Source organism: Neoroseomonas oryzicola (genome assembly GCF_012163135.1).
Lineage (GTDB): Bacteria > Pseudomonadota > Alphaproteobacteria > Acetobacterales > Acetobacteraceae > Neoroseomonas > Neoroseomonas oryzicola.
The window spans coordinates 33,157-49,071 of record NZ_JAAVUP010000016.1; the positions used below are offsets into that span (position 1 = coordinate 33,157).

A 15,915-nucleotide genomic window follows, 5' to 3' on the forward strand; every position below is an offset into this window, starting at 1 on the left:
ACACGGGAGGCGAGGATGAAGAAGGGCTACAAGGCGCTGCTCGAGGAAGCGAACGCGGTGATCGAGACGGTGCCCGTCGACCAGGCGCGGCACCTGCACGGCGATGACGGCGTGGTCTTCGTGGACCTGCGCGACCCGCGCGAGATCCAGCGCGAGGGCCGCATCCCGGGATCCTTCTCCTGCCCGCGCGGCATGCTGGAATTCTGGATCGACCCGGAGAGCCCTTACGCCAAGCCGGTGTTCCAGGAACCCAAGCGCTTCCTCTTCTACTGCGCGAGCGGCTGGCGCTCCGCGCTCGCGGCGCGGACGGCGCAGGAGATGGGGCTCGAGGAGGTCGCCCATGTCGGCGGCGGCTTTACGGCCTGGAAGAATGGCGGCGGGGCGGTGGAAGTTCCCGAACCGAAGAAGGGCTGACCAGGAGGGGCCTTGCCCCTCCCGGACCCTCCCCACCAAAGGCCGAAAGGCCTTTGGAATCCAATGCCAGGTGACGGTTTGCAAAGGCCTTTCGGCCTTTGCCCCGGTGGTTTGGAGGGGCGGCGCCCCCCCAGCGCGCACCGCCCCCGCATTGCCCGAATGCCGCCCTCAACTTTCCGGCTTGGTGCGCGTTGATCTCCCACGGCGCCGATTGCGCCCAAGGAGAAGCATGCCATGCGCAGCCCGGGCACACGCGCGGCCATCCTCGCGCTCCCGCTCGCCATGCTGCTGCCGGCGCCGCTGCCGGCGCAGCCGATGCAACCGCCGATCGCCGGCGTCGACGCCACCGCCGCCGAGCCCATGGACCCGCCGGGGCGCGTCGGGCGCATCGCCCGCCTGACCGGCCAGGTTTCCTACCGCCTGCCAGGCGAGGAGCAGTGGCGCCCGGCCGCGCGGAACCTGCCCATCACAGAAGGCAACGCCATCTATGCCGCTCCCGGCGGCCGTGCGCTGCTGGAAGTCGGCCAGAGCCGCATCGCGCTCGAGGGCGGTTCAGACCTGCAGATGGCGGCACTCGACGACACGGCGCTGGCGGCGACGTTGGCGCGCGGCGCCGCCTACGTGACCTTGTCGGGCCTCGCCCCAGGCGAGGCTGCGCAGATCGTGACCCCCCAGGCCGGCGTCACCATGCCGGTCCAGGGCCGCTACCTCTTCGAGGTTCCGGAGAACGGCCCCTCCCGCGTCGCCGTGCTGGAAGGCGAGGCCCTGCTCGCCACCAGCGGCGGCGAGATGCGGCTGACCTCGGGCCAGGCCGCCATCTTGGCCGAGGGCGCGCCCCCGCGCATCGAGCATGCCGGCCCGGGCTCGCCCCTGGTGGCCTGGGCCGATGGCGTGCTGCCGCAGCCCCGCTACGCCGTTCCGGCGGCTGCCGCCGGCATGACGGGCATCGGCGAGCTCGCCGCCTATGGCACCTGGGCGCCGAGCCCCGAATACGGCCAGGTCTGGTATCCCAATGTCGGCGCCACCTGGGCGCCCTATCGCGACGGCTACTGGGAATGGGTCGAGCCCTGGGGCTGGACCTGGATCGACGCGCAGCCTTGGGGTTATGCGCCGTCGCATTATGGCCGCTGGGTCCAGGTCGGCCCGCGCTGGGCCTGGGCGCCGGTCGTCGTGGTCGCCGTCGGCGCGTCGATGCCGCGCCCGGTCTGGGCGCCCGCAAATGTGCGCTTCTTCGGCGGCGGATACCGCAGTCCCGGCTACGCGCCGGTCGCCTGGGTGCCGCTCGCCCCGCGCGAGGCCTATTACCCCTGGTATCGCGCCTCGCCCCGCTACGTGGAGCGAATGAACGGCCGCTACGTCCCCGACGTTCGCCAGGTGACGAATGCCTGGATGCAGGACCGCGACGGGCGCCGCGGCGAGACGATCGACCAGTTCCGCAACCGGCGCTACGCGACCCTCGTCCCGGCCGAGGCGATGCAGCGCTCCCGCCCCGTGCGCCAGGAGATGGCGCGCGTCCGGCAGGAGGATTGGCGTCGCATCGGCGCCTTGCAGGAAGGCGCCCCGCGCCCCGGTCCGGGAACGCCGGGGATGACGCCGACCGCCGCCGAGCGGCTCGGCATCGCGCCGGACGCGCTGCGTCGCGGCCCTGTGCGCCAGGGCCCGCCCGCCGAGCCCCACGCGGCGCTGCGGGAACGCCTGCCCGAGGGGATGCGCGGACGGCCCGAGCCTCGCCCCTCGGCCGACCGCCGCCCGGATGCGCCGCCCGCCGGAAGGCCGGCCGGCCGCGCGGACGTCCCGGCGCCGCCGCGCGACGCAACACCGCCGCGTGCGGGGGCCGCACCCGCACCGGGCGGCCCGCGCCCACCCATGGACGAGGCACAACGCCAGGCCGTCGAGCAGCAACGCCGACTGATGGAGGATCAGCAGCGCCGCGCTGCCGACCGGCCGGGCCGCGTCGTGCAGGAGCAGCAACGCGCGCCGGCCCCGCCGCCCCGCCCGAGCGACGAACGCCAAGGCGCCCGCCCTGAAGGCGCGGACCAGCAGCGTCGGGCCGCCGAGCAACAGCAGCGTCAGGGCATCGAGCAACAACGCCGTGCATCGGAGGACCAGCAACGCCGCGCCGCCGAACAGCAGCAACGTCAGGCCCTCGAGCAACAACGCCGCGCGTCGGAAGACCAGCAGCGTCGCGCCGCCGAACAACAGCAACGCCAGGCCGTCGAGCAACAACGCCGCGCATCTGAGGACCAGCAACGCCGCGCCGCCGAACAGCAGCAACGTCAGGCCATCGAGCAACAACGCCGCGCATCGGAGGACCAGCAGCGCCGCGCCGCCGAACAGCAGCAACGTCAGGCCATCGAGCAACAACGCCGCGCGTCGGAAGACCAGCAGCGCCGCGCGGTGGAACAGCAACAGCGCCAGGCGATCGAACAGCAGCGCCGCGCCGCGGAACAGCAGCAGCGCCAGGCCGCGGAGCAACAGCAGCGACGTGCCGCCGAACAACAGCAACGCCAGGCCGACCAGCGGCGGAACCAGCGGCGCGAGGATTGATCTGCAGAGGCCCGCCTGTCGGAGCGGCCCGCAGGGGCCGCCCCGGCATGGCGGTGCCGATCAGCCCATCGAGATCGGCGTCAGGTCCTGGAACCAGGACTGCGCCTGCACGAAGCCTTTCACCCGCTGGTGCATCGCGCGCGGATTCATGTCGTGCGCGACGAACAGGAACAGCGCGTCGTCCACCACCTTGTCGTGCAGCTGCTTCAGCAGGGCGTCCTGCGCGGTCTGGTCGAAGGTCTCGTAGACCTGGTTGATGATCGCGTCATAGGCCGGATCGTTCAGGTAGCCCCAGTTGTTCGCCGCCGGCGGCGTCAGGTCCGACTTCAACAGCCGCACCAGCGCCGTGAAGGGATCGAGCGCGGTGTAGGATACGTTGATCGCATCGCAGCCGCGCGACGACGGCGCGCCCGCGCCTTCCCGCCAGGTGCCGAGCAGCGAGTTCCAGTCGAACACCTCGAAGGTCACCTCGATGCCGACCTCCTTCAGCATCTGCTGCAGCGCCTCGTTCATCGCCAGCACCTGCATCTGCCCCGAACCGGAGGAGGAGATGGCGACCTTGGTGCGCAGCGGTGTGCGCGGGGTGATGCCGGCCTCGGCCAGCAGGCGCCGCGCGCCGGCCTGGTCGTAGGTCAGGCGCGGGCTGCGCACCGGGTTCCACGGCCCGCCGACGGGCACGAGGCCACCGCCCTCGAGCATGGTGCCCGCCAGCATCTCCTTCATGCCGGTGCGGTCGATCGCGAGGTTCGCCGCGCGGCGCACCCGCACGTCCCGCCAGGGCGAGCCTTCCTTGAGGTTGAGGTGCCAGGTCCAGTTGTGGCCGTACTGGTTGGTGACGATGTTGAACCCGGCCTGGCGCAGCGACGGGATGGCATCGGGCGGCGGCGCCTCGACGAAGTCGACCTGGTTGGACCGCAGCGCGGCGACGCGGGTGTTCGCCTCGGGCAGCGGCAGCAGCGTGACGCGCGCGACCTTCGGGATGCGCCGCGCCTCCCAATAGTCGGGATTGCGGGCGAGGACGGCGCGCTCGCGGATGCTGAAGGTCTCGAGCTTGAAGGGCCCGGTGCCGATCGCCTGGGTCAGGAACCTGTCGTTGTCGCGCCCGGCGGCTTCCCAGGCACCGCGATGGGTGATGCCGACCCAGGTCGCGCCATAGGGAACCAGGCTGTCGACCGTGCGGGTCTCGACGATGAAGGTGTTCTCGCCCTCGGCGTACCAGTTCACGAGCGTCGGCATGCGCCCGCGCACCTGGGCGGATCCGCGCGGGTCGAATTCGGGGGCGTCGTTCTTGAAGGCGCGGTTGTAGGAAAAGACGATGTCCTCGGCCGTCATCACTTTTCCGTCATGGAACTTCACGCCCTCGCGAAGGGTGAAGATCCAGCGCTTCGGATTGGCCGGATCGACCCGCCAGGCGGTGGCGAGGCCCGGGCGCAGCGGCGCCGGACGGTCGCTCATCGACAGGTCCCACTGGACCAGCTGGTCGTAGATGGTGATGCCCATGAAGCGGTGCCCCTCGGCGCCCTGGTCGGGCATGCCGTTGGACAGCGGCACGGCGGAGGCCGTCATGCCGACGCGGAGGTTGCCCGCGGGCGCCTGCGCCTGCGCGAGGTCGTAGGGCAGCGCCGCGGCCATGCCGAGGGCCGCGCCACCGCCCAGGAGGCGCCGGCGGCTGAAGGTCGGATGCATCAATGTCTCCGCTGCATCGGGTTGCTGCAGGGCACCATAGGCGCTCCTGCCCAGTCCGTGCGCAGCCAGGCCGACAAAGGCGTCAGATTAGGCGAAAAATCTGCGATCTGCCCGCCTAAAAGGCAGATGTGCGGCAACAAAAAAGCCGCCCGGCATTGCCGGACGGCCTGTCACGCCGGGCGCTGTCCGCCCTGGTTCAGTCGTCGCGGTCGCGCTGCGCGGCCTGGGACTGGGCGGCCAGGGCGCGGGCCATCTGGCTCAGCGCCTCCTGGTGCTTGTCGTTGTCGATCAGCGCGAAGTTCCGCGCGAGTTCGAGGAACATGCGCTGCCGCGGGGAGACGGGCTGCGCCTCCGATCCCGGCCCAAGTCCCTCGAAGAAATAGGAAATCGGCACGTCCAGCACGGTCGCGATCTCGAACAGCCGGCCGGCCGAGATCCGGTTCAGCCCGCGTTCGTATTTGTGCGCCTGCTGGTAGGTCACACCGATCATGCGCGCGAGCTGCTGTTGGGACAGCCCGAGCGTCGTCCTCCGCTCACGGATCCGCGCGCCGACGTGATGATCCACCAGGCTCGCGCGCTGGGTGGAGCTGTCATCGTCGTGCGCCGCGTCGGCCGCGGGCGTCTGGGATGAAATGGGCAGGTTCATGACACCGCCTTCGAGGCTACACCGCAGCCATGCAGCAGGAAACTGGAATTTCTACTTATGCGAGCATCACGGTCACGTGATCTCACATGCAACAAGCCTAATCCTTCGACCGCGCGCCGCGCAACTTCGCAAGTTCCAGGCGCAGCGCCTCGATCTCGGCCCGCATCGCCTCGACCTCCCCGGCCGGCGCGGGCGCCCCGTCCTCCCGGCGGCCGAAGGGAGCGAACAGGCTCATGGCGCGCTCCATCATCGCCATGTTCTGCTTCCCGAGTTCCTCGAGGTTCCCGAAATTCGGCGGGAAGGGCATGAAGCCGCCCATGGTCTGCTCCATCGTGCGGCGCATCTGGTCCTGCTGCCGGCCGAAGGAGGACATGGCGAATTCGAGGTAGCGCGGCACCAGCCCCTGCAGGTTGTCGCCGTAATAGCCGATCAGCTGCCGCAGGAAGGCCGTGGGCAGCAGGTTCTGCCCGACCTTGCTCTCTTCCTCGACAATGATCTGCGTGAGCACGGAGCGCGTGATGTCGTCCCCGGTCTTCGCGTCGTAGACCACGAAATCCCTGCCGTCGCGGACCATCTTCGCGAGATCGTCCAGGGTGACGTAGGAGGATGCCTCGGTGTTGTAGAGGCGCCGGTTCGCGTACTTCTTCACCACCACCGGCGGGGTCGTCGCCTCGCCCGCCTGCCCACCGGTCGTCGCCGTGCTGCCCGCCATGGGTTCTCCGTTCTCCGAACCGTCCCTCAATGCGACAGCCTAGCACGCTCCTTGCGGTGCAGCGAAAGGCGCAATCCGCACGTTCCGTCGCCGCCCCGCGCAATGTATGGTCCGGCCCGGCGAGGAGCCCCGATGGAACGGCCTGAGGATCTCGACAGCCTCGCGGAGGACTGGATCGCGCTGTGGCAGAGCGAGATCGCCGGATTGGCGGCCGATCCCGAACTGGCCGAGCAATGGGCCGCCTGGGCAGCGCTCGGCGCGGCATGGATGCGCGCGGCCACCGCCATGGCGCCACGCTACCCCGGTGGCGGGCATGACGGCCCCGCTCCGCCGCCGCGGCCCGCGCCCGCTGCCGCTCCATCTGGGGCTGGCGGGCATGCGGGCGCTGGCCGCAACGAGCAGCCTGCCCGGGACGCCATGGCTGAACGCCTGGCGGAACTCGAGCGCCGCCTGGCCGATCTCGAAGGCGGGCCAGGCGGAACGCGACCGGATCCTGGCCGCCCTCGCCGCCGCCGGCCACGCTCATGAGGCCTTCGGCACCGCCGTCCTGAACCGGCTGGCGCGGGCCGACCGCGCCATGATCGGCGGGCTTGCCGCCTATCGCCGCCATCCCTGGCAGCGCCATATGGCCGACCCGCCGGCGATCTGGACCGAGGGCGGATCCCGGCTGCTCGACTTCGGCGGCGATGGTCCCACGGTGCTCTTCGTCCCATCCCTGGTGAACCGCGCCTATGTGCTCGACCTGACGCCGCGGCGGTCGCTGATGCGCTGGCTGCCCGGCCAGGGCTTCCGCACCCTGCTGCTCGACTGGGGCTGGCCGGGCGAAGCGGAGCGCACCTTCACCCTGACCGACTACGTCGCTGGACGCCTCGAACGCGCACTGATGGCAGCACCCGGGCCGGTGGTGCTCGCGGGCTACTGCATGGGCGGGCTGCTCGCCCTCGCCGCGGCGCTGCGCCGGCCGGACCGGGTGCGCGCGCTCGCGCTGCTCGCCACGCCCTGGGACTTCCACGCAGGCCCCGACGGGCCGCGCCGCGCGCGCACCGCCGCCGCGCTGCTGCCGGGGCTCGAGACCATGATGGCGCCGACCGAGGCGCTGCCGGTCGATGCCATCCAGTCGCTCTTCGCGCTGCTCGATCCCTTCGGCATCGCGCAGAAGTTCCGCGCCTTCGCGCGGCTCGACCCGCGATCGGAACGCGCCGAGCTCTTCGTCGCGCTCGAGGACTGGCTGAACGACGGCATTCCGCTCCCCGCCCCCGTCGCGCGGCAATGCCTCGCCGGCTGGTACGGACGCAACGAGCCGGGGCGGCTCGCCTGGCACGTCGCGGGCCAGGTGGTGGACCCCGCCGGCTGGGACGGCCCCGCCTTCGCCGGCATCCCCCACCGCGACCGCATCGTCCCGCCGGAATCCGCGCTCGCCGCCGCGCTGCGCTTGCGCGACGTCAAGACCCACCTCGCACCGGCGGGGCACATCAGCATGGTCGCCGGCGGCGGCGCCGAGACCGCGCTGTGGCAACCCTTCCGCGCGTGGCTCGACACCGTTGCCACACCGGCCTGAAGCGCAGCCCCGCCCCGCGCAGCCCATGCTTGTTCCACGCCCGCCCCGAGCGCATGCTGCACCGCAATGCCCCCGAAGGGAGAAAAGCCAGTCATGACTGAAATCGTCATCGCCTCCGCCGCCCGCACGCCGGTCGGCGCCTTCAACGGGGCCTTCGCCTCGCTGCCCGCCCATGCGCTCGGCACCGTCGCCATCAAGGCCGCGCTGGAACGCGCCAAGGTCGAAGGCGCCGAGGTGGACGAGGTGATCCTCGGCCAGATCCTCGCCGCCGGCGCCGGCCAGAACCCGGCCCGCCAGGCCAGCGTGAACGCCGGCATCCCGGTCGAGCACACCGCCTTCGGCATCAACCAGCTCTGCGGCTCGGGCCTGCGCGCGGTCGCCCTCGCCGCCCAGCAGATCGCCACCGGCGACGCCCGCATCGTGGTTGCCGGCGGCCAGGAGAGCATGACCCAGGCGCCGCACGCCCAGCAGCTGCGCGCCGGGCAGAAGATGGGCGACCTCGCGCTGGTCGACACCATGCTGCGCGACGGGCTGATGGACGCCTTCCACGGCTACCACATGGGCAACACGGCCGAGAACGTCGCCCAGAAGTTCCAGATCACCCGCGCCGAGCAGGACGAGTTCGCCTTCAACTCCCAGCGCAAGGCCGGCGAGGCGATGAAGGCCGGCCGCTTCGCCGACGAGATCGCCCCCGTCACCGTCAAGGGCCGCAAGGGCGACGTCGTGGTCTCCTCCGACGAATACCCGAAGCCGGAGACGACGCTCGAGATCCTCGCCAAGCTGCGCGCCGCCTTCGCCAAGGACGGCACGGTCACCGCCGGCAACGCCTCGGGCATCAACGACGGCGCCGCGGCGGTCGTGGTGATGACGGCGGCCGAGGCCGCGAAGCGCGGCATCACGCCGCTCGCGCGCATCGTCTCCTGGGCCACCGCCGGCGTCGATCCGTCCATCATGGGCACCGGCCCGATCCCGGCCTCGCGCAAGGCGCTGGCCAAGGCGGGCTGGAAGATCGACGACCTCGACCTGATCGAGGCGAACGAGGCCTTCGCGGCGCAGGCGCTCGCGGTGAACAAGGACCTCGGCTGGGATACGTCGAAGGTCAACGTGAACGGCGGCGCCATCGCGCTCGGCCACCCGATCGGCGCCTCGGGCGCGCGCGTGCTGAACACCCTGCTGTTCGAGATGCAGCGCCGCAACGCGAAGAAGGGCCTGGCGACGCTGTGCATCGGCGGCGGCATGGGTGTCGCCATGTGCGTCGAACGCTGAAGCCTGGAACCGGAGGGGCGCCGCCCCTCCGGACCTTCCCGCCAAAGGCCGAAAGGCCTTTGGAAACCGTCACGGGGCGCTGGTCAGGCGGCGGCGAGCATGGACGACACGCGGGCGTCGTAGTCGTTGGCCAGCGCCTGTAGGGCCGCGGCGCAGTCGCCTTCGAATGACGGGCCGTGCATCAGCGCCAGGGTACGCGGCGCGATGCCGGCGAGGCCGCGGATCGTCCGGCCCATCCCGGGATTGAGGCTCGAGAAGCGGAACAGGTCCTCGGCCGCGATCGCCGGGCCGACGATGTCGGAGCGCGTCAGCGCCGGCCCGTCGCCGAGCTGCGTGAAGAGATCCCCGCACAGCAGCGTGCCCGAGGCCTCCTCGTACAGCACGCCGGCATCCCATCCGTGCGGGATGTGCGGCGTGTCGATGTAGCGCAGCCGCCTGCCCTTCCCGAGGTCGATCACCTCCCCGTCCTGGAGGATGCGCGGCGCGCGATCGGCCATGTCGTTCAGCGACACCATGCAGCCGGTCTGGCCATGCGCCACCTCGGCCCGCGGCGCGACGGCGAGCCACTCGTTCATCGCCCCGCACTCGTCGGCCTCGTAGTGGCCGAAGGAAATCCAGCGCAGGCGCTCCGGCGGGATGAGGCGGCCGACCGCCTCGCGCAGGATCGGAAACATTCCGCGCAGGCCGGTGTGGAACAGCAGCGGGTTATCCCCCAGCACGAGGAAGTGGTTGAAGGTGAACCCCGCGGGCGGCGCGATCGCGTCCACCCGGACGGAGAGCCTGAAGATGCCGTCGGCGATCTCGTCGATGCGCGCGTCCATGGTCCTCGCCTCCCTCGATCCGCCGGGTCCCCGATGGACCATCGGTCAATTTCGAGATACGTATTTGTGCATTCAATTGACGCGCCGAGTCAATTGAATACACACTGTCGTGCAATGGAATTGTGATGCCGCGCACATACACCCTACGTCGCCGCGCCGACCGGCAGGCGGAAACCCGCCTGCGGATCGTCGAGGCCGCGGTCGACCTGCATGGCAGCGTCGGACCGGCGCAGACGACCTTCAGCATGGTCGCCGAGCGGGCGGGCGTGCAGCGCCACACGCTCTATGCGCATTTCCCCGACGAACGGGCGCTGCAGCTTGCCTGTTCCGCCCTCACGCTCGAACGCGACCCGCTGCCCGACCCCGGCGCCTGGCGCGCGGACGCGACGCCGGAGGTCAGGCTGCGGGCGGGCCTCGGCGCGATCCATGGCTGGTACCGGCGCAATGCCGACCTTGCCGGCTGCGTGCTGCGGGACGCGGAACACCACGCCCTGACGCGGGAGACGGTGGAACTCCGCATGGGGCCGTGGATGCAGGCCGCGCGGGAGGCGTTGGCGCAGGGTCTGACGTCCGGCCAGCAGGCGATGCTGCCCGTGGCGATGGGCTTCTTCGCCTGGCGCAACCTGACGCGGGATGCCGGGCTGTCGCAGGAGGAAGCCGTCGCGGCGATGGTCCGGGCGATCCTCGCCCAGCCCTGATCAGGCGAGCAGCCGGACCACCCATTCCGAGCGCACCGCGCCCGGCAGGCGTTCGACGCGCACGGCGCCGAAGCCCGCGGCGCGGCCCTGGCGGAGCCAGGTCGCGTCATCGCGGGCGCGCATGAAGAAGGCGGGGCTCTGGAAGGGTTCCTCGCCGGGGAAGACGACCCAGGAGAGACAGGCGAGGCCGCCGAGCGCCGCGACATGCACCTGGCGCGCGAGGAAGATCGCGCCCTCGCCCAGCGGCACCTTCATGTGCTCGACCCAATGGCCGCCGAGGGCGGCCTGCGCGTCGAGATCGCCGTGCAACAGGGCCAGGCCGCCGGGGCGCAGCACGCGGCGGAATTCGCGCAGCACCTGGGCTTCCTCGGCCTCGTCGAGGAAGTAGCCGAAGGAGTTCCACATGTTCAGCACGAGGTCGACGGAGCCGTCGGCGAGCGGCAGGTGGCGCATGTCCGCCGCGGCGCAGGCCATCGGGGCCTGCGTGCGGGCGATGCGCAGGCAGCCTTCCTGCAGGTCCATCGCGACGATGTCGAAGCCGCGGCGCGTGAGCTCCAGGGCGTGGCGCCCGGTGCCGCAGGCGATGTCGAGGATGCGGGGTGCGCGCGCGCCGAAATGCGCCGTGGCGATGCGACAGACGAGGTCGGCCTCGCGCTGCGTGACCTCGGCTTCGGTGAGGTCGGGATCTGTGGGATCGCGGGGGAAGCGGGCGGCGATGGTGCGGTAGGCTTCGCCGAAATAGGCGTGTTCGCCGGGCTTCCACCAATCCGCGTCGGGCCTTGCGACCGTGACGAAGTCCCCGGCCGGGCAGCCCCAGAGGTGCTTCGCCTCCTCGGTCCGGACCTGCCGGAACCTCCGCCCGATCACCTCTCTCAGCACATCCCCGCCCATCGGTACCCAGGTATCGGTTTCCAAAGGCCTTTCGGCCTTTGGCAGGGTGGGTCCGGGGGGGGCGGCGCCCCTCCCGGTGCTTCCGTCAGAACAGCAGCCCCTTCCTGAGCATCCCGTGCACTCCCTTCTCCCCGTTCACCGTCTGGGTGACGCGGAAATCCACCGCGAGGGAGCAGAACTGGTACGCATCGGCGTCGGAGAGGTTCGTGCGCGAGCAGATGAAGGCGATCATCTCGCGCAGCGCCTGCTTCATGGCGAGGTCGAGGTCCTCGTTGAGGCCCATGGTAATGTAGTGGGTCTTGGTCTCGGCGCGGGGGAACTTCAGCACGGGGTCGCGCGATCCGCCGCCCTTCACCAGGGACAGCCGGAAATGCCCGGTGAGGCAGATTTCCAGCGCGTTGATGCAGACCTCGCCGTCGCCCTGCACGCCGTGGCCGTCGCCGGCGGAGAACAGCGCGCCCTCGTTGAACACGGGCAGGTAGAGCGTGGTGCCCTCGGTCAGTTCCTTGTTGTCGAGGTTGCCGCCGATGGCGCGCGGTTCCTTGGTGTTGAGCATGCCCCAGTCGCGCGGCGGGGCGACGCCCATCACGCCGAAGAAGGGGGCGAGCGGCAGGTCCATCCCGCCTTCCTTCGGACCGAAGGGCAGGCGGCAGGTCATCGCCGCCTTGTCGACCGGGATGTGCAGCGTGCGGCGGTAGGGGAAGTCCTCGGGCAGCGTGCCGAAGAGCGGGCGGAAGCCGCAGAAGCCCCAGTCGGCGCCGAGCTCGATCTTCTCGATGTCGATGCGCAGCGCGTCGCCGGGCTCGGCGCCGCGGACCTCGACCGGGCCGGTGATCACATGGGCGCCGAGGCGGGGCAGCTTCTGGTGGATCTCCCGCAGCACGGGATGCACCGCCATCATCTTTTCCTGCGGCGGCATCACCTCGGGCCCGCCCGAGAGGCATTCGAGGATCACGACCTCGCCCGGATCGATGGAGGCGACGGGCGGGAAGGAGGCGTCGAAGGCGCCCCAGCGGCAGTTGGTCAGCGATGCGGCGACGCGGGTCGGTTCGGCCATGCGGAAGGTCCTTGCGGGTCTAGAGCCAGCCTTTGCGGCGGAAATACCAGACGGGGAGGATGGCGCTCACGATCATCATCAGGATGGCGACCGGATAGCCGTATTCCCATTTCAGGTCGGGCATGTGCTCGAAGTTCATGCCGTAGATCGAGGCGAGCAGCGTGGGCGGCATCAGCGCGACCGAGGCCACGGTGAAGGTCTTGATGATCGCGTTCTGCTCCACGTTGATCACGCCGAGCACCGCATCAAGCAGGAACTGTGCCTTGTTGTTGAGGACGTTCGCGTGCTCGACGAGGGAGCGCACGTCGCGCACCAGCGTCTTGATGAGCGGCTGGTTCTCCTTGCGCACGGCATTCGCCTTTTCCGCGCCGACGAAGGTCAGGATGCGGTTGAGGCCGAGCAGGGTTTCCGAGGCGCGCGTCGTCACATCGCCGACCTGGCCGAGGGTGATCAGCGTGTCCTTCAGCTGGTCGTCGCGGCGGTTCGCCTTCACGTTGGCCCGCGCGGCGCGGAAGGTGCGCTGGGAGGCGCGGTCCATGTCGGCGCCGACGCGTTCGAGCACGTCGGCCAGGCGATCGACGATCTGCTCGAACAAATGGAGCATCACCCCGTCCGGGCTGGTCAGGATGATGCCCGGCTGGCGCTGCGCGCGCGCACCGAAGACGCTGAAGGCCTTGGGCGTGGCGTAGCGCACGGTCACCAGCGAGGTGCCGGTCAGCACGAAGGTGATCGCCGTCGAGCTGTATTCCCCGGCGTCCACGCCATAGAGGAAGTTCGCGGTGAGGAAGAGCGCATCGCCCTCGCGATAGAGCCGCGAGGAGCTCTCGATCTCCTGCATCTCCTCGCGCGTCGGGACCTCGAGGGACAGCGCCGACTGCACGGCCTTCTCCTCGGCCGGGGTCGGGTTCAGGAGGTCGATCCAGACCGCGCGGCGCAGGGCATCGGGCTCGCAGGCGGCAGCGGCGGCGGCCTGGGCCTCGGCGGGCAGCACGGCGGTGATGTCGGAGACCGCGCCTTCGCGCACGCGACAGCGGCCGTCTTCGACCGTCCAGGTCGTCAGCATGACGGGATACCTCCGCTGTGGGCGTTCAGCGGCTTCTAGACGCTTGCCGCGGCATGCGCCAACCCACTTGGCAGGTGGTGACTTTGCAGGACCGTCACCGGGCGGAAATGCACGAGTTCCAGGCATTCCGCCCGGGCCGGACGCAGCGCCGGCGCCAGCGGTCCAAGGGTATCGAGGGCGCGTCCCAGCCAACCCGGATCGCCGGTTGGCCCGCCCTTCGCGAGGGTGACGTGCGGAACCCAGGCGCCGGGCCGGTAATGCGGGTCGCAGGCCTGATCGGCGAGGGCCTCGGCCAGCCTGCGTTGACGCAGAAGCAATGCCTCGGTCACGACCGGGGCGAGGTAGAGCACCGGCGCCGGCGCGGCGAAGACGCCGAAGCCTGCAAGGCTGACATCGATCGCCGTCCATCGCGCGGCACAGGCGTCGACCGCCTCACGCAGGCGGGCCGCGTCGGCGGCGTCGGGATGGATGCTCAGCGTGAGATGCGGCGGGTAGCCGAGGGCCAGGCTGTCATCGTGCAGCCCGGCCGCGGCCAGGGCACGCCACATGGCCTCGATGGGCGCGGCGGCCGCGGCGTCGAGGCGCAGCGCGACCGCGTAGGGCACCCTCAGGCCGCCGCGGGCAGGCCGAACAGGCGCGCGACGCCGGGGAAGTCGGCGGCCTCGGGGTGGCGGCCGCAGGGCTGCGTGTCGTCGGCCGGGCGCACCAGCTGGCAGGTCCGCATCCCGGCCGCCGCGGCGGCGTCGAGTTCCTCGGCGACATCGGAGAGGAACAGGACCTCCCCGGCCGGCAGGTGGAGGCCCGCGGCGATGGCGGCGTAGGAGGCGGCATCCCGCTTGCCGCCGACCCTGGTGTCGAAGAAACCGTCGAAGAGCGGGGTGAGGTCGCCGGCGACGGAATGGCCGAACAGCAGCTTCTGCGCCTCGACAGAGCCGGAGGAATAGACCGCGAGGCGCAGCCCCGCGCGCGACCAGGCCCGCAGGCAGGGCGCGACGTCGGGCCACAGATGCCCCTTGAGCCGCCCGTCCAGGTAGCCCGCCCGCCAGATCAGCCCCTGCAGGGTCTTGAGCGGCGTGACCTTGGCGTCCTCGGCCATCCAGATGCGCAGGGTCGAGCGCGGATCCTGCTCGCGCGCGATGTGGCCGACCTCGGCCATCACCGCGGCGACGGCGGGCTCTTCCTCATGCGCGTCGAGGAAGGCGTCGAGCTCGGCCTCCGCGAAGGGGAACAGCGTCTCCTTCACGAAGGCGATGGCGCTCGTCGTGCCCTCGATGTCCGTCAGGATGCAGGTCGGGGGCACGGCCATGCGCGCTCAGCCCACCGTGACGGGGATGCGCGCGGCGATGTCGCTGCCGGTGTAGTGCGGCGTCCAGCCCGTGGTGTCGGTGAAGACGCGCAGCGCCGTGACGTGCGGGACCTCCCCGGCATCGAACCAGTGCCTGGTGTTGGCCGGCACCGAGATCAGGTCGCCCGTCGTGCAATGGGCGTCGTAGATCTTGCCGTCCACATGCATGACGAAATTGCCTGCGCCCTCGTGGAAGAAGCGGACCTCGTCCTCGGTGTGGATGTGCTCCGAGAGGAACTTCGCGCGGATCGCATCCTTCTGCGGATGGTCGGCGGTCAGCCGGATGACGTCGGCCGTGCCGGCCTTCGTTTCCTTGAGGAAGGCGTCGAGGTGCGGGCGATAGGCCGCGAGCACCACGTCCGGCTCGGCGCCGGCGGGCAGGGCGGCGACGGGCCAGCGCTCGAAGCGCACGCCGATCGGGCGCAGCGCCTCGGCGATCTTCGCCGGGTCCTCGGTCTTGAGCGTCTCGGCGCCGGTCGCGGCGTCGCGGATCGTCAGCAGGCTCATCGCGTGTGCCTCCCTTCCTCCAGGTGACAGAGCAGCATGAATTCCAGTGCCTCGAGCCGCGTCGTCGCCGCGGCCATGTCGGCACCCCAGACATATACGCCATGGCCGCGGATGATGTAGCCGGGGGGCGCGTCGGGCGCGCGGTCCCACAGCGCGTCGAGCGCGGCCTGCAGGCGCGGGATGTCCTGGTCGTTGTCGAGGACGGGGACGGCGACCTCGGTGTCGTGCGTGGGACCGCCAGGAAAGGCCTTGAGCAACTCGTAGCCGGCCAGGCGGACCTCCGCCCCTGCCCGGCGCGAGAGCACCGTGTTGGCCACGGAATGGCCGTGCAGCACCGCCCCGGTGCCGGGGAAACGACGGTAGATCCCGCAATGGAGCAGGGTCTCGTAGGAGGGCCTGGCGCCGGGTTCGAGCGAGGCCCCCTGCCCGTCCACCAGCATGACGTCGGCAGGCCCGAGCATGCCCTTGTGGCGGCCGGAGCGGGTGATGGCGATCCGGTCGGCACCCAGCAGGACCGAGATGTTGCCCGCCGTCGCGGGTACCCAGCCCATGGCGTCCATCCGGCGCCCGGCGGCGGCGATGGCGGCGGCGGCGTCCTCGAAGGTCATCGGCGCAAGGCCCCAGGAACGGCGAGGGCAGCGGCGCCCGTGCCGCCGCGCGGGGGCCCCCCCCAGACGGGGAGGGGGGGGGGGGGGGGGGGGGGG

Annotated in this window: 16 protein-coding genes; 5 read left to right on the plus strand and 11 right to left on the minus strand. The window is 71.1% G+C overall.

What is annotated here, in order from left to right:
* Positions 1-15 precede the first annotated feature (15 nt).
* Together GWK15_RS23650 and GWK15_RS23655 are read left to right on the plus strand one after the other, a co-directional pair.
* Entirely contained in the window at positions 16-414 is a 399-nt protein-coding gene (locus GWK15_RS23650; protein ID WP_168043875.1) for a rhodanese-like domain-containing protein, read from the plus strand.
* Positions 415-648: 234 nt separating this feature from the next.
* Positions 649-2,961, plus strand: coding sequence for a DUF6600 domain-containing protein (locus GWK15_RS23655; RefSeq protein ID WP_168043876.1), 2,313 nt, complete (start codon positions 649-651; stop codon positions 2,959-2,961).
* Positions 2,962-3,021: 60 nt separating this feature from the next.
* Here GWK15_RS23655 and GWK15_RS23660 read toward each other — a convergent pair whose 3' ends face one another.
* The 3 genes from GWK15_RS23660 to phaR all read right to left on the minus strand — a co-directional run bounded on the left by GWK15_RS23660 (position 3,022) and on the right by phaR (position 6,005).
* Positions 3,022-4,647, minus strand: coding sequence for an ABC transporter substrate-binding protein (locus GWK15_RS23660; protein WP_168043877.1), 1,626 nt, complete (start codon positions 4,645-4,647; stop codon positions 3,022-3,024).
* 196 nt (positions 4,648-4,843) lie between these two features.
* Complete coding sequence (locus tag GWK15_RS23665; RefSeq protein WP_168043878.1) at positions 4,844-5,293, minus strand: helix-turn-helix domain-containing protein; 450 nt, start codon at positions 5,291-5,293, stop codon at positions 4,844-4,846.
* 97 nt (positions 5,294-5,390) lie between these two features.
* Positions 5,391-6,005, minus strand: coding sequence for a polyhydroxyalkanoate synthesis repressor PhaR (gene phaR, locus GWK15_RS23670; protein ID WP_168043879.1), 615 nt, complete (start codon positions 6,003-6,005; stop codon positions 5,391-5,393).
* Positions 6,006-6,318: 313 nt separating this feature from the next.
* On the opposite strand from phaR, the gene GWK15_RS23675 reads away from it, so the two are divergent.
* Complete coding sequence (locus GWK15_RS23675) at positions 6,319-7,563, plus strand: alpha/beta fold hydrolase (protein ID WP_168043880.1); 1,245 nt, start codon at positions 6,319-6,321, stop codon at positions 7,561-7,563.
* Between the two features lie 93 nt (positions 7,564-7,656).
* The gene (locus GWK15_RS23680) at positions 7,657-8,829 is read left to right on the plus strand and encodes an acetyl-CoA C-acetyltransferase (protein ID WP_168043881.1); all 1,173 of its coding nucleotides are present in this window, start codon (positions 7,657-7,659) and stop codon (positions 8,827-8,829) included.
* A gap of 83 nt (positions 8,830-8,912) precedes the next feature.
* Here the strand turns inward: GWK15_RS23680 and GWK15_RS23685 are convergent, their stop codons facing one another.
* Complete coding sequence (locus tag GWK15_RS23685) at positions 8,913-9,650, minus strand: oxygen-binding di-iron domain-containing protein (RefSeq protein WP_168043882.1); 738 nt, start codon at positions 9,648-9,650, stop codon at positions 8,913-8,915.
* 125 nt (positions 9,651-9,775) lie between these two features.
* Between GWK15_RS23685 and GWK15_RS23690 the strand changes: the two genes are divergently transcribed.
* Positions 9,776-10,348 (plus strand): TetR/AcrR family transcriptional regulator, encoded by a 573-nt coding sequence (locus tag GWK15_RS23690; RefSeq protein ID WP_168043883.1) that lies wholly within the window; start codon positions 9,776-9,778, stop codon positions 10,346-10,348.
* Here the strand turns inward: GWK15_RS23690 and GWK15_RS23695 are convergent, their stop codons facing one another.
* The 7 genes from GWK15_RS23695 to GWK15_RS23725 form a co-directional block, all read right to left on the minus strand.
* Positions 10,349-11,263, minus strand: coding sequence for a class I SAM-dependent methyltransferase (locus GWK15_RS23695; RefSeq protein ID WP_168043884.1), 915 nt, complete (start codon positions 11,261-11,263; stop codon positions 10,349-10,351). It lies immediately after the preceding gene.
* 61 nt (positions 11,264-11,324) lie between these two features.
* On the minus strand, positions 11,325-12,296 hold the full coding sequence (locus GWK15_RS23700; protein WP_168043885.1) for an acetamidase/formamidase family protein: 972 nt from the start codon (positions 12,294-12,296) through the stop codon (positions 11,325-11,327).
* A gap of 19 nt (positions 12,297-12,315) precedes the next feature.
* Positions 12,316-13,359, minus strand: coding sequence for a magnesium/cobalt transporter CorA (corA, locus tag GWK15_RS23705; protein WP_168043886.1), 1,044 nt, complete (start codon positions 13,357-13,359; stop codon positions 12,316-12,318).
* A gap of 35 nt (positions 13,360-13,394) precedes the next feature.
* Positions 13,395-13,964 carry a 2'-5' RNA ligase family protein gene (locus GWK15_RS23710; RefSeq protein WP_168043887.1) on the minus strand — a complete coding sequence of 190 codons (570 nt, stop codon included), beginning with the start codon at positions 13,962-13,964 and terminating at the stop codon, positions 13,395-13,397.
* Between the two features lie 2 nt (positions 13,965-13,966).
* Positions 13,967-14,665: an acireductone synthase gene (gene mtnC, locus GWK15_RS23715; protein ID WP_168043888.1), complete on the minus strand. Its 699-nt coding sequence runs from the start codon at positions 14,663-14,665 to the stop codon at positions 13,967-13,969.
* A gap of 6 nt (positions 14,666-14,671) precedes the next feature.
* Positions 14,672-15,211: a 1,2-dihydroxy-3-keto-5-methylthiopentene dioxygenase gene (locus GWK15_RS23720; RefSeq protein WP_168043889.1), complete on the minus strand. Its 540-nt coding sequence runs from the start codon at positions 15,209-15,211 to the stop codon at positions 14,672-14,674.
* On the minus strand, positions 15,208-15,819 hold the full coding sequence (locus GWK15_RS23725) for a methylthioribulose 1-phosphate dehydratase (protein WP_168043890.1): 612 nt from the start codon (positions 15,817-15,819) through the stop codon (positions 15,208-15,210). Before GWK15_RS23725 ends, GWK15_RS23720 begins: the two co-directional genes overlap by 4 nt.
* Positions 15,820-15,915: the final 96 nt, after the last annotated feature.

What these genes read in the sequence shown, in the direction of transcription:
- GWK15_RS23650 (WP_168043875.1), top strand. Translation starts at nt 16, where the DNA reads ATGAAGAAGGGCTACAAGGCGCTGCTCGAGGAAGCGAACGCGGTGATC.
- GWK15_RS23655 (WP_168043876.1), top strand. Translation starts at nt 649, where the DNA reads ATGCGCAGCCCGGGCACACGCGCGGCCATCCTCGCGCTCCCGCTCGCC.
- GWK15_RS23660 (WP_168043877.1), bottom strand. Translation starts at nt 4,647, where the DNA reads ATGCATCCGACCTTCAGCCGCCGGCGCCTCCTGGGCGGTGGCGCGGCC.
- GWK15_RS23665 (WP_168043878.1), bottom strand. Translation starts at nt 5,293, where the DNA reads ATGAACCTGCCCATTTCATCCCAGACGCCCGCGGCCGACGCGGCGCAC.
- phaR (WP_168043879.1), bottom strand. Translation starts at nt 6,005, where the DNA reads ATGGCGGGCAGCACGGCGACGACCGGTGGGCAGGCGGGCGAGGCGACG.
- GWK15_RS23675 (WP_168043880.1), top strand. Translation starts at nt 6,319, where the DNA reads ATGACGGCCCCGCTCCGCCGCCGCGGCCCGCGCCCGCTGCCGCTCCAT.
- GWK15_RS23680 (WP_168043881.1), top strand. Translation starts at nt 7,657, where the DNA reads ATGACTGAAATCGTCATCGCCTCCGCCGCCCGCACGCCGGTCGGCGCC.
- GWK15_RS23685 (WP_168043882.1), bottom strand. Translation starts at nt 9,650, where the DNA reads ATGGACGCGCGCATCGACGAGATCGCCGACGGCATCTTCAGGCTCTCC.
- GWK15_RS23690 (WP_168043883.1), top strand. Translation starts at nt 9,776, where the DNA reads ATGCCGCGCACATACACCCTACGTCGCCGCGCCGACCGGCAGGCGGAA.
- GWK15_RS23700 (WP_168043885.1), bottom strand. Translation starts at nt 12,296, where the DNA reads ATGGCCGAACCGACCCGCGTCGCCGCATCGCTGACCAACTGCCGCTGG.
- corA (WP_168043886.1), bottom strand. Translation starts at nt 13,359, where the DNA reads ATGCTGACGACCTGGACGGTCGAAGACGGCCGCTGTCGCGTGCGCGAA.
- mtnC (WP_168043888.1), bottom strand. Translation starts at nt 14,665, where the DNA reads ATGGCCGTGCCCCCGACCTGCATCCTGACGGACATCGAGGGCACGACG.
- GWK15_RS23720 (WP_168043889.1), bottom strand. Translation starts at nt 15,211, where the DNA reads ATGAGCCTGCTGACGATCCGCGACGCCGCGACCGGCGCCGAGACGCTC.
- GWK15_RS23725 (WP_168043890.1), bottom strand. Translation starts at nt 15,819, where the DNA reads ATGACCTTCGAGGACGCCGCCGCCGCCATCGCCGCCGCCGGGCGCCGG.